Annotated in this window: 15 protein-coding genes; 8 read left to right on the top strand and 7 right to left on the bottom strand. The window is 67.1% G+C overall.

The genetic code is table 11. The features are described from left to right. Nucleotides 1-168: 168 nt before the first annotated feature. The 3 genes from Q9Q79_RS17400 to gnd are packed head-to-tail and all read left to right on the top strand — an operon-like array spanning nt 169 to nt 2,928. Complete coding sequence (locus tag Q9Q79_RS17400; RefSeq protein ID WP_005411063.1) at nt 169-759, top strand: DUF2242 domain-containing protein; 591 nt, start codon at nt 169-171, stop codon at nt 757-759. 17 nt (nt 760-776) lie between these two features. Further along, nucleotides 777-2,018, top strand: coding sequence for a hypothetical protein (locus tag Q9Q79_RS17395; RefSeq protein WP_201861711.1), 1,242 nt, complete (start codon nt 777-779; stop codon nt 2,016-2,018). A 4-nt stretch (nt 2,019-2,022) separates the two neighbouring features. Next, entirely contained in the window at nt 2,023-2,928 is a 906-nt protein-coding gene (gene gnd, locus Q9Q79_RS17390; protein ID WP_005411061.1) for a phosphogluconate dehydrogenase (NAD(+)-dependent, decarboxylating), read from the top strand. Between the two features lie 289 nt (nt 2,929-3,217). On the opposite strand, the gene Q9Q79_RS17385 is transcribed toward gnd, so the two are convergent. Continuing rightward, the gene (locus Q9Q79_RS17385) at nt 3,218-4,261 is read right to left on the bottom strand and encodes an oxidoreductase (RefSeq protein WP_024957042.1); all 1,044 of its coding nucleotides are present in this window, start codon (nt 4,259-4,261) and stop codon (nt 3,218-3,220) included. A 170-nt stretch (nt 4,262-4,431) separates the two neighbouring features. Between Q9Q79_RS17385 and Q9Q79_RS17380 the strand changes: the two genes are divergently transcribed. The 4 genes from Q9Q79_RS17380 (at nt 4,432) to Q9Q79_RS17365 (ending at nt 8,820) form a co-directional block, all read left to right on the top strand. Beyond that, nucleotides 4,432-4,815: a BON domain-containing protein gene (locus Q9Q79_RS17380; protein ID WP_201862353.1), complete on the top strand. Its 384-nt coding sequence runs from the start codon at nt 4,432-4,434 to the stop codon at nt 4,813-4,815. A 234-nt stretch (nt 4,816-5,049) separates the two neighbouring features. Beyond that, complete coding sequence (locus tag Q9Q79_RS17375; RefSeq protein WP_049397139.1) at nt 5,050-6,867, top strand: ATP-binding protein; 1,818 nt, start codon at nt 5,050-5,052, stop codon at nt 6,865-6,867. Further along, nucleotides 6,864-7,304 (top strand): response regulator, encoded by a 441-nt coding sequence (locus Q9Q79_RS17370; protein ID WP_005411057.1) that lies wholly within the window; start codon nt 6,864-6,866, stop codon nt 7,302-7,304. The genes Q9Q79_RS17375 and Q9Q79_RS17370 overlap by 4 nt, the downstream gene beginning before the upstream one ends. A 4-nt stretch (nt 7,305-7,308) precedes the next feature. Continuing rightward, nucleotides 7,309-8,820: an ATP-binding protein gene (locus Q9Q79_RS17365; RefSeq protein WP_060381118.1), complete on the top strand. Its 1,512-nt coding sequence runs from the start codon at nt 7,309-7,311 to the stop codon at nt 8,818-8,820. 75 nt (nt 8,821-8,895) lie between these two features. Here the strand turns inward: Q9Q79_RS17365 and Q9Q79_RS17360 are convergent, their stop codons facing one another. From Q9Q79_RS17360 to Q9Q79_RS17335, 6 genes are all read right to left on the bottom strand, one after another. Further along, nucleotides 8,896-9,033 (bottom strand): hypothetical protein, encoded by a 138-nt coding sequence (locus Q9Q79_RS17360; protein WP_158230239.1) that lies wholly within the window; start codon nt 9,031-9,033, stop codon nt 8,896-8,898. 226 nt (nt 9,034-9,259) lie between these two features. Then, nucleotides 9,260-9,397, bottom strand: a complete 138-nt coding sequence (locus tag Q9Q79_RS17355) for a hypothetical protein (protein WP_158230237.1) — start codon at nt 9,395-9,397, stop codon at nt 9,260-9,262. A gap of 227 nt (nt 9,398-9,624) precedes the next feature. After that, nucleotides 9,625-9,762, bottom strand: coding sequence for a hypothetical protein (locus tag Q9Q79_RS17350; RefSeq protein ID WP_158230239.1), 138 nt, complete (start codon nt 9,760-9,762; stop codon nt 9,625-9,627). A 226-nt stretch (nt 9,763-9,988) separates the two neighbouring features. Next, entirely contained in the window at nt 9,989-10,126 is a 138-nt protein-coding gene (locus Q9Q79_RS17345) for a hypothetical protein (RefSeq protein WP_158230237.1), read from the bottom strand. Between the two features lie 44 nt (nt 10,127-10,170). Continuing rightward, nucleotides 10,171-10,308: a hypothetical protein gene (locus Q9Q79_RS17340; RefSeq protein WP_158230237.1), complete on the bottom strand. Its 138-nt coding sequence runs from the start codon at nt 10,306-10,308 to the stop codon at nt 10,171-10,173. A gap of 227 nt (nt 10,309-10,535) precedes the next feature. After that, a complete protein-coding gene (locus Q9Q79_RS17335; RefSeq protein ID WP_201862354.1) occupies nt 10,536-11,279 on the bottom strand; it encodes a 20S proteasome subunit A/B in 744 nt (247 codons plus the stop codon). A 91-nt stretch (nt 11,280-11,370) separates the two neighbouring features. Between Q9Q79_RS17335 and folK the strand changes: the two genes are divergently transcribed. Then, nucleotides 11,371-11,856, top strand: coding sequence for a 2-amino-4-hydroxy-6-hydroxymethyldihydropteridine diphosphokinase (gene folK / locus Q9Q79_RS17330; RefSeq protein WP_012481279.1), 486 nt, complete (start codon nt 11,371-11,373; stop codon nt 11,854-11,856). The last annotated feature ends 30 nt before the right edge of the window (nt 11,857-11,886 follow it).

Genomic DNA, 11,886 nt, shown 5'->3' with positions numbered 1-11,886 from the left:
CCGTGCCATGCGTGGCGGGGCGAAGTGCCACAAACGACTTAATCCCCTCCGTCCCCCCTTTTCCGTGCATGAACCGGCAGCAACGGCGGGGGCTGGCGGGCGTACTTTCGACCTGCCGCACACGGCCGCAGGACTACCCTTGGCGGTACCGTCCTCGCAGGAGTACCCATGCGGGCCTCCCGTCTTTCCAGTGTTGCCGTGGCGCTCGCCAGCGCCCTGATCCTGTCGGCCTGTGGTGGCCGCGCTGCTGACAGCACGTTGCTTCGCGAATCCTTTGATTCCGGCGACACTTTCTCGCGCACCGTCGATGGCCGTCCCGGTGACGCCTGCGAGGCCGCACGGCGCACCCTGCTCAGCCAGGGCTATGCCATCGCCCGTTCCGACGCGGCTCAGGTGGAAGGCAACAAGAACTTCCAGCCGCGCGAGGACGATCACGAGCAGCTGGTGCTGCGTATTTCCTGCGCACCGCGCGGGAGCCAGACACTGGTATTCGTCAGTGCCGTGCAGGATCGCTATGCGTTGAAGAAGAGTCCGACCTCGGCCAGTGTTGGCGTCGGTGCGCTCGGATCTGTATCGCTGCCGTTCGGCAGCAATGACGACTCGCTGGTGAAAGTGGCCAGCAGCACGGTTACCGATGCTGAGTTCTATCGTCGCTTCTTCCAGCGCCTGCAGCAGTACCTTCCGGCGGAGGCAGGCAAGCCCGTTCCGCCTGTGGCCACAACCCCGGAGCCCGCACCGGCGAGCACGGACCAGGATTGAACGTGCGCGGCAGATGGATGGGCGTGGCCCTGCTGCTGCCCGCGCTGGGCGCGGCAGCCACGCCGCTGGACTGTACACAAGGCCTGCTGCAGCGCCTGGGGTGGCACTTCGAAACACGCGCGATCGGTGCACCGCAGGTGCATGGTGGCCCTGTGTGCACGCGCGCGTCGCTGCCGGAGGCTCAGGCGGCAGGCGATCTGCGCGTGCAATGGCCGGCGGACATGCCCGCTGCAGCGCGCAAGGCGTTGCTGCAGCAGGTGCTGGACGATCCGGCTACGGTTTGCGCCTACGCCTTCCAGCTGGGTGCAGCCACGCAACGTGCCGCTGCTGCACTGCAGGGCAATGCAGGATTCCGCTTCTCTGGCCTGCAGCTCGGTTGGATCGGCTTCGGCCTGCACGGAGCACACGCGCAAGGCTGGCAGCGCACGCGAAGCTTCGGCCGTGGTTTCGTGCCCATCAAGGGCAACAGCCAGGCGCTGCAGGCGTTCTACAGCGGCAATGTACGCGCCGAATGTGGAGTCGGTCGCCAGGTCGCACAACTGGCCACACAGCGCGAGCTGTATGGCGATGCGGCCTTCGACGCTGGATTCTCCGCAGAAGAACTGTCGATCGGTACGTTCCTCGCGCTGCACGATACCGACAGCATCCTGCTTGGCGCACACGCCGGTGACTACTTCGCCGATGGCAAGGCGGTGCGCACCTCGGCGATGGGCCGCCAGGCCTTCGTCGGTGTGCCTGGTTTCATCGAACATGTGTACGACAAGGGCATGCTGGACGACCTGAGCAACCAGGCCGAAAACTTCGTGGTGGTGTCGGTGGGCGAGGAGGCCGCGCAGGCGTTGGCCGCGCACGGCGGCCTTGCCTGGTACGACCAGCGCAATGCCGAGCTGTGGGCGCTGGCGCAGGACATCCCGCGTATCGGCCGGCGCTACTTCGAACGCCTGTTGTTCGAGCGCGACCCGGACCTTCGTGCACGGCTGGAACCGCGCTACCACGCCACGCTGGCACGCATGGACCGCCTGCTGGACGATCCGTTCTACCAGCAGTTCGTGATCTATGTGCATCCGCGCGGTATACGTCCCATCGGCTACCACATCGCCCGCCTGCTTGACCGCAACCCGCGAACCCCCTTTTCGATCGACCTGGCGGTGCACAATCTGCATACCACGCTCTACCGGCGTTGGCGCGAGGCGCAGCAGCGCCACTGCGCGGCTACCGGCAGGCCAGGCAGCCTGACCCTAGACCCCAACCGAAGGTGAAACAATGGATATTGCAATGATCGGCCTCGGCCGCATGGGCGCCAACATGGCCCAGCGCCTGCATCGCGGCGGCCACCGCGTCGTCGGCTACGACCCGGGCGAAGGTGCCCGCCAGCGCGCCGCCGAGGCCGGCCTGGAGGTGGTCGATTCGCTGGCCGCCGCGGTGGCCGCGCTGCCGGTGCCACGCGTGGTGTGGCTGATGGTGCCGGCCGGCGAAACCGTCGACCAGACCCTGGGTCAGCTGACTCCGCACCTGGCCGAGGGTGACATCGTCATCGACGGCGGCAACTCCAACTACCAGGACTCGATCCGTCGCGCCAAGGCGCTGGCCGAAGACGACCTGGGCTACGTCGACTGCGGCACCAGCGGTGGCGTGTGGGGCCTGCAGGAAGGCTACAGCCTGATGGTCGGTGGTGAAGCGGCGGTGGTGGAGCAGATCGCACCGCTGCTGCGCACGCTGGCACCGGCCGAAGACCGTGGCTGGGGTCGTGTCGGCCCGTCCGGCGCTGGCCACTTCACCAAGATGGTCCACAACGGCATCGAGTACGGAATGATGCAGGCCTACGCGGAGGGCTTCGCGCTGATGGAGCGCAAGCAGGAAATGGAACTGGACCTGGCCCAGGTGGCCGAAGTCTGGCGCCACGGCAGCGTGGTGCGCTCGTGGCTGCTGGACCTGAGCACCGAAGCCCTCAAGCGCAATCCGTCGCTGGATGGCATCGCGCCGTACGTGGAGGACTCCGGTGAAGGCCGCTGGACCGTGGCCGAAGCGATCGCGCTCGATGTGCCGGCACCGGTGATCACCCTGTCGCTGCTGGAACGCCTGCGCTCGCGCGAATCCAATTCGTTCACCGACCGCCTGCTGTCGGCGATGCGCAACGAATTCGGCGGCCACGCGATCAAGAAATCGTAAGCACGAAGCCGGGGTCGGATCCCTTTCCGCAGGAAAGGGCTCTGACCCCATGCAGGCAGTCGAGCATGGCTCAACTCTGCAAAAGCCGTCTCCGATGGCTTCCACGTCGACGTATCGACCAGGGTCGACACCTACCGTCGGGCGCGGGACTCTGTCGAAGGCAGGGTGGGTCCGGCTCCCGCAACCGGACCCATCCTGCCATCTCACGGATTGCCGGTTTTTGCCGTTGCTGTTGAGGTTGCCGGCCAGCGGCCGGCACTACCACGGGTGCAGGGCGCAGCCCTGCCGATCACCCCAACGCGATCCGCCGCCCTTCGCGCGCACTGTCCATGCCTGCCTGCAGCAGCCGCATCAGCTGCAGCGCCTGCACCGGATCGACCGTGGCTTCGCCGTCGCCATGCATGGCCGCGGCGAACTGCGCATACAACCGACGGTAGTCACCGGGCAGATTGTCGACGGTGCCGCGCTGCACGTTGTCCTCGGCATCACAGCGCACCAACTCGCCATGCCGCGGGTCGATGCCCCAGCCGGGCGCACCGGGCGCCACACCGCGGCGCAGCTGCGCTTCCTGTACATCCAGGCCGTGCTTGATCCAACTGGCCTTGCTGCCATGCACGCTGAAATGCGGCGTGGGAGCTGCCACCAGGGAGCCGGAATGCACGATCGCGCGATGCCGCGGGTAGTGCAGCACGGCGTGGAAGTAATCGATGGCGCTGCCGCCATCGCGCTGCACGGCCAGATCAGCATCGATCGCTTCGGGCCAGCCGAACAGCACCAGCATCTGGTCCAGCAGGTGCGGGCCCAGGTCGTACCACAGGCCACTGCCGGGACCGTCCTGCTCGCGCCAGCGGTCACGCACCTGCGGGCGATAGCGATCGAAGTGCACATGGCACTCGGCGATGTCGCCCAGTGTCCCGTCCGCAAGCAGCGCCTGCAGCGTGAGGAAGTCGGCATCGAAGCGCCGGTTCTGGAACACGGTGGCGATGCGTCCGGCATCGCGTGCCGCAGCCAGAACGGCTTCGGCTTCAGCGACATCCAGCGCGAACGGCTTGTCGACCAGCACGTGCTTGCCGGCGGCCAGCGCTGCGATCGCCAGCGGCGCGTGCTGTTCATTGGGCGTGGCGATCACTACGGCATCCACGGCCGGGTCGTCGAACACCTCCTGCGGCGTGGCACGCACGTGCACGTCGCTGAACGCGCGCAGCAACGTGTCTCGCTGCGAACTGACGATGCTGTGCAGCACCAGGCCGGGTGTGTGCTGGATCAGCGGTGCGTGGAAGACACGGCCGGCGAGGCCGTAGCCGATCAGGGCCAGTTGCAGGTCGGGGCGCATGACAGAGCTCCGGCAGTGGGAAGGGCAGGGTAAACGACGCGGGCTCACGGGCCAAAGCTGAACGGTTGTCGTTGCAGGTAGCCCGATTCACAGCGGCATGACCGCAACGCCACGCCTGCTCTACGCCGGTTTGTCCAGACTGGCAGCACATTCCGAAGGAGTACGACACGATGAGCAATACGACCCGCAAGCTGATTGCCTCCGCCCTGACGCTGGGCCTGGCGCTGTCCTCCTCGGCCGCATTCGCCAAGGATCCGGCCGCGAAGAGCCCGCCGACCAGCGCGCACCCGGCGACCCATGCTGATCGCCACGATTCCAACGAGCCGGTGACCGATACCTGGATCACCACCAAGGTGAAGGCCGACCTGCTCGCCAGCAGCAACGTTCCGGGTACCGAAATCAAGGTGGAAACCGTGAACGGCGTGGTCAGCCTGAGCGGTGCCGTAGCGAGCCAGGCCGAGAAGGACAAGGCGGTCACCACCGCCAAGGGCATCAAGGGCGTGACCCGCGTTGATGCAGCCGCATTGAAGGTCAGCGCTGCCGCCAAGCGCTGAACCCGTTGGGCGCCCCCTCGCGGGGCGCCCGTTGAGCTGTAGGGCCGCGGCCATGTTCGGCTGGAACTCCAAGGCAGCCGAGCATGGCCCGGCTCTACAGGTCTGAGGACTGCGAACCTGTTCAGCCAACCAGGGGGGAAACCCCTGCGTTGTGACCGCCTGCGCTATATTGCCGGTTCCGCCGCAGCCGGACAGGGTCCGGCCGACGCCCTGCGGCCGTGCTGAAGAGGAACTATGGCGCTGGTTTTCAGTGACGACATCTGGGACCGCTGGCGGTTGCCGGCCCTGGCGCTGGCGGCCGCAGCGATCATCGTGGTGCCGTGGTTGACCCTGCGCAAACTGCAGCAGGACAACGAGCAGGCAATGGCCTGGGTCAACCATACCCAGGCGGTGGGCGTGGCCCTGCAGCAGCTGCAGGCTGATGTGCGCGACGTCGAATCGGCCGCATTGACGCTGTCCAAGGGCGTGGACGCACCCGGGCTGCGCGAGCGCATGGCCGCAGCCAACGACATTCCCGGTCGCTTGGCCGAACTGGGGCGGATGACCCGCGACAACCCCGACCAGCTGATCCGCATCGGCCGTATCGAATCGATGCTGGAAGGGCGGATGGCGCTTGCCCGCGAGCTGGCCAGATCTGAACCCAACAGCGATCAACGCGAGCTGGTGAAGGACCTGAGCACGCGCTATCCGATCCGTGGCCTGGTGGAAGAACTCCAGGCCAGCGAACAGCAACTGTTGACACTGCGGGCCGAGCAGGCGGCGCGCCAGCGCAAGCAGACCGAGCTGGTGTCTTGGAGTTCGCTGGTGATCCAGCTGGGACTGCTCGGCCTGGTGCTTTGGCTCCTGCAGCGGCAGATCGGGCGGCGCCTGCACGCCGAACGCCAATCGCTGCGCTCGGCGGCACGCGCGGCATCGGTGTTGCAGACCGTGCGCGAACCCATCGTGCTGCTCGACCGCGACCTGCGCGTGCAGTTGCATAACACCGCCTTCGCCGAGCTGTACGGGCTGCAGGACGAACGCGCCGATGGCCTGCTGCTGGAAAGCGTCGGCGACGGTGCCTGGAAGGACGCCGTCGTGCGCCAACGCCTGTCCGACGTGCTGCTGCGCGGCCGCGAGCTGTGGGATTTCGAGCACGAACAGCGCACCGCCGACGGCATGGCGCGCTACATGCTGCTGAACGCACGGCGCATGCCGCTGCCCGATACCGATGATGAAGTGGTGCTGCTGACGGTCAGCGATGTCACCATGCAACGCGCAGTCCAGCTGCGCGTTGAAGAGCTCAACCGCCAGCTGGAAGGCAAGGTCGCGCAGGTGTCCGAGGTCAACAGGGAACTGGAAGCCTTCAGCTACTCGGTCTCGCACGACCTGCGCGCACCGCTGCGCCACGTCGCCGGATTCTCCGACAAGCTGTCGCGCCACCTCGGCGACGCCGCCGATGACAAGAGCCGTCATTACCTGGACGTGATCTCCAGTTCGGCCCGGCGCATGGCGGCGCTGATCGATGACCTGCTGGTCTACTCGCGCCTGGGCCGCGCGGCGATGCGCCAGCAGGCGGTGGACATGCAGTCGCTGGTGGCCGATACCCGCGCCATGCTCGATTCCAACCTGCAGGCCGAGGCGGAGAACAGTGGCCATGTGCACCAGGTGGAGTGGAGCATCGCGCCGCTGCCGATCGTGGTCGGCGATGAGAACATGATCCGCCAGGTCTGGCTGAACCTGCTCGGCAACGCGGTGAAGTACTCGGGCAACCGCGAACCGGCGAAGATCCGCGTGGACTACCAGCCGCAGCCTGACGGCGGTCATCAGTTCACGGTCAGCGACAATGGTGCAGGCTTTGACATGGCTTATGCCGGCAAACTGTTCGGCGTGTTCCAGCGCCTGCACAAGGCCAGCGACTACCCGGGTACCGGCATCGGCCTGGCCAGCGTGCGCCGCGTGCTCACCCGTCATGGCGGCCGTATCTGGGCCGAGGCTGAACCGGACGTCGGCGCCACCTTCCACTTCTACCTGCCTCCCGCGATCGATGCGGACAAACAAGGGCCTTCTGCATGACCACTTTGCGCACCATTCTTCTCGCCGAAGACAGCCCGGCCGACGCCGAAATGGCGATCGACGCCCTGGAAGAGGCGCGTCTGGCCAACCCCATCGTGCACGTCGAGGATGGCGTGGAAGTGATGGACTACCTGTTGCGCCGTGGTGCCTTCGCCAACCGCGAGGAAGGCCTGCCGGCGGTGCTGCTGCTGGACATCAAGATGCCGCGCATGGATGGCCTGGAAGTGCTGCGGCAGATCCGCGAACACGAAGAGCTCAAGCGCCTGCCGGTGGTGATCCTGTCGTCCTCGCGCGAGGAAAGCGATCTGGCCCGGAGCTGGGACATGGGCGTGAATGCTTATGTGGTCAAGCCAGTGGACGTGGACCAGTTCTTCGGCGCCGTACAGACGCTGGGCAAGTTCTGGGCGTTGATCAACCAGGCACCGGAACTCGAGTGAGCCCATGCCCTTGACCGGTCCCGCCCTGGGGGCGCTGCGCATCCTGCTGGTGGAGGACTCACCGGAAGATGCCGAGCTGATGTCCGAACAGATGCTCGAAGCGGGCCTGGAGGCCCGCTTCGAGCGTGTCGAGAGCGAGGCCGAACTGCGCCAGGCACTGGCCGCGTTCCAGCCGGACATCGTGCTGTCCGACCTGAGCATGCCGGGGTTTTCCGGTGATGATGCGCTGCGCATCGTGCGCGAGACCTCGCCGGAAATACCCTTCATCTTCGTCTCCGGCACCATGGGTGAGGAGAATGCGGTGGCGGCGCTGCAGAAGGGCGCCAATGACTACATCATCAAGCACCAGCCGGCGCGCCTGCCGTCGGCGGTGGCACGTGCGATCCGCGATGCACGCAGCGCGATCGAGCGCGCACGGGTGGAAACCGAGCTGATGCGCGCACAGCGCCTGGAAAGCCTGTCGCTGCTCGCAGCCGGGCTCAGCCACGACCTGCGCAACATCCTGCAGCCGTTGCTGATCATGCCGGATCTGCTGAAGGCGCGTACCGACGATCCGCAGCTGCACCACCTGGCCGATGTCATCGCCGAGTGCGGCCGCCGTGGCCATGAGATGGCCGAATCGATGCTGTCGTTCGTGCGCGGTTCGCGCAAGCCGAGCGAGCGCATCGAGATCGATGGCCTGTTCGATGCGGTGGCACTGCTGTTGCGCAGCAACGTGCCTGATGCGGTGCGCCTGGAGTTGCAGGTGCAGGACGAAGGCCTGGTGGTCGACGCCAACTACACCGAACTGCAGCAGGTGATGCTGAATCTGGCGCTCAACGCGATACAGGCGATGCCCAACGGTGGCCGCCTGAGCCTGACTGCCAGCCATGCCGGCCACCGCGATGGCGTGGACTGGATGCACATACGGGTCGCCGACGAAGGCATCGGCATGGATGCGGACACGCTGTCGCACCTGTTCAATCCGTTCTTCACCACCAAGGCCGACGGCACTGGCCTGGGGCTGATTTCCTGCAAGCGCATCGTTGAAGGTGCCGGCGGCAGCATTCACGTCAGCAGCCAGCCGGGGCAGGGCACCTGCTTCGAACTGCGCCTGCCGATGCACGAGGCCATCGATGGCAGCGAGCCGATCGAACAGCTGGTGGCCTTGGGCAGCGGCCAATCGATCCTGGTGGTCGATGGCGAAGCCACGCGTCTATCGCTGCTGGGCAATGCGCTGTCCAGCCAGGGCTACCAGCTGCAGTTGGCCTCCGATGGGCCGGCAGCGCTGCGCTGGATGCAGCAGGAGGCGATGCCCGCGCTGGTGATTGCCGATGCCGGCTCCAAGCTGCTGCCGGCCAGCCAGCTGCTGGGCGAGATGGCGACGTTGGGCTATCGCGGCCCGGCACTGGTACTGGAAGACCCGGCAGTGCCGGTCGCGGCCGATGCCTTCCCGGACGGCGTAGAGGTGCATGTGCTGCACAAGCCGCTGCAGATGCAGCAGGTCTTCCGCGCCGTGGCCGAAGCGCTGGGCTGATGCCCCGGTAGTGCCGGCCGCTGGCCGGCATCCCTGTGTGGCGGGATCAATGCGGTTGCCGGCCAGCGGCCGGCACTACCGTTCGGCAGTTTCCCAGGGGAAGCGTGGCAGGGCGTCCACCGCCTGTTCCAGCCGCTGCAGATGCAGCAGGTCTTCCGCGCCGTGGCCGAAGCGCTGGGCTGATGCCAGGTAGTGCCGGCCGCTGGCCGGCATCCCTGTGTGGCGGGATCAATGCGGTTGCCGGCCAGCGGCCGGCACTACAGCTCGGCAGTTTCCCAGGGGAAGCGTGGCAGGGCGTCCACCGCCTGTTCCAGCCGCTGCAGATGCAGCTAGTCTTCCGCGCAGCGGCCGAAGCGCTGGGCTGATGCCAGGTAGTGCCGGCCGCTGGCCGGCATCCCAGTGTGGTGGAATCAACGCGGTTGCCGGCCCGCGGCCGGCACTACCGTTCGGCAGTTTCCCAGGGGAAGCGTGGCAGGGCGCCCACCGCCTGTTCCAGCCGCTGCAGATGCAGCAGGTCTTCCGCGCCGTAGCCGAAGCACAGGGCTGATGCCAGGTAGTGCCGGCCGCTGGCCGGCATCCCTGTGTGGTGGGATCAATGCGGTTGCCGGCCAGCGGCCGGCACTACCGTTCGGCAGTTTCCCAAGGGAAGCGTGGCAGTGCGTCCACCGCCTGTTCCAGCCGCTGCATATGCAGCAGGTCTTCCGCGCCGTGGCCGAAGCGCTGGGCTGATGCCCCGGTAGTGCCGGCCGCTGGCCGGCATCCCTGTGGGGCGGGATCAATGCGGTTGCCGGCCAGCGGCCGGCACTACCGTTCGGCAGTTTCCCAGGGGAAGCGTGGCAGGGCGTCCACCGCCTGTTCCAGCCGCTGCAGATGCAGCAGGTCTTCCGCGCCGTGGCCGAAGCGCTGGGCTGATGCCAGGTAGTGCCGGCCGCTGGCCGGCATCCCTGTGTGGCGGGATCAATGCGGTTGCCGGCCAGCGGCCGGCACTACCGTTCGGCAGTTTCCCAGGGGAAGCGTGGCAGGGCGTCCACCGCCTGTTCCAGCCGCTGCAGATGCAGCTAGTCTTCCGCGCAGCGGCCGAAGCGCTGGGCTGATGCCAGGTAGTGCCGGCCGCTGGCCGGCATCCCAGTGTGGTGGAATCAACGCGGTTGCCGGCCAGCGGCCGGCACTACCGTTCGGCAGTTTCCCAGGGGAAGCGTGGCAGGGCGCCCACCGCCTGTTCCAGCCGCTGCAGATGCAGCAGGTCTTCCGCGCCGTAGCCGAAGCACAGGGCTGATGCCAGGTAGTGCCGGCCGCTGGCCGGCATCCCAGTGTGGTGGAATCAACGCGGTTGCCGGCCAGCGGCCGGCACTACCGTTCGGCAGTTTCCCAGGGGAAGCGTGGCAGGGCGCCCACCGCCTGTTCCAGCCGCTGCAGATGCAGCAGGTCTTCCGCGCCGTAGCCGAAGCACAGGGCTGATGCCAGGTAGTGCCGGCCGCTGGCCGGCATCCCAGTGTGGTGGAATCAACGCGGTTGCCGGCCAGCGGCCGGCACTACCGTTCGGCAGTTTCCCAAGGGAAGCGTGGCAGTGCGTCCACCGCCTGTTCCAGCCGCTGCATATGCAGCAGGTCTTCCGCGCCGTGGCCGAAGCGCTGGGCTGATGCCCCGGTAGTGCCGGCCGCTGGCCGGCATCCCAGTGTGGTGGAATCAATGCGGTTGCCGGCCAGCGGCCGGCACTACCGTTCGGCAGTTTCCCAGGGGAAGCGTGGCAGGGCGTCCACCGCCTGTTCCAGGCGCCGTGACCAGTTCTGGTGGATGTCCGCATACAACGTTGAATCCGCGCCGAGCCGCAGCTGCTGCCCGATGCGCAGTTCACCATCACGCAGCAGCGCCAGGTCGATCGGCAGGCCTACCGACAGATTGGAGCGAATGGTCGAATCCAGCGACACGATTGCCGTGCGCGCCGCGTCCTCCAGGCGTGTGGCCGGGCTGAGGATGCGGTCCAGGATGGGCTTGCCGTACTTGGACTCACCGATCTGAAGATAGGGCGTCTCCGGCGAAGCGGCGATGGCGTTGCCGAGCGGATAGATCATGTACAGCCCGGGCCGCTCGCCAGCGATCTGGCCACCGAAAATCAGCGTCGCCTGGGTGTTGACCCCGTCATGGCCGTGCTCGCTGTGGCTGCTGTGCACCTGGCTGTCCACCAGCAGCTGGCCGACGTACTCGGCAGCTTCGAACAGATGGGTCATGTCGCGCAGGTTGGGCGTGCGCCGTTCACTGGCGTCGCGCCCCAGGCGTGACACCAGCATCTGGGTGGTGGCCAGGTTGCCAGCCGCCATCAGCACGTAGGCTGCCTGGCCGGGGTACTCGAACACGTGCAGCTTGCGGTGCACGCGCACATCGTCCAGCGAGGCATTGGTCCGGGTGTCGGCAGCGAAGACCAGGCCTTCGTCCACCTCGATTCCAACGCAATAGGTCATGTCGGTGCCCTATCATGTGCGTCCCGGATTGTAGGCAGGCCGCCGTGACGACGGCATGTCCACGCCCCCCAAGTGCCGTCACCTGAACCGCATGACCACCGTGCTCCTGAGCCTGGGCAGCAACGTCCAGCCCCGCCGCTACCTCCACGCCGCGGTGACGGCCCTGCGCGAGCGCTTTGGCGCACTGCAGGTGTCACCCGCCTACCGTACTGCCGCGGTCGGCTTCGATGGCCCGGCCTTCCTCAACAATGCGGTGGCGATCGAGACCGATCTGCCGCTGCAGGAACTGGACGACTGGCTGCATGCGCTGGAAGACGCGCACGGCCGCGATCGCAGCGGGCCGCGCTTCTCCGACCGGACCTTGGACATCGACGTGGTGTTCTACGGCGACCTGGTGGTGGAAGGCCCCGGCCACCTGCGCATTCCGCGCCCGGAACTGAAGCATGCCTTCGTGCTGAAGCCGCTGGCGGACATCGCGCCGGGCTTCATCGACCCGGTCAGCGGGCAGGACCTGGCCACGCTGTGGCGGGCGCACGCGCAGTTTGGCGAAGCGTTCGAGGTGGTGGACCTGGAATGACGGCGGTTGCCGGCCAGCGGCCGGCACTAC

The organism is Stenotrophomonas sp. a6, from assembly GCF_030913325.1.
Lineage (GTDB): Bacteria > Pseudomonadota > Gammaproteobacteria > Xanthomonadales > Xanthomonadaceae > Stenotrophomonas > Stenotrophomonas maltophilia.
This window is presented reverse-complemented; position numbering and strand designations above follow the sequence as displayed.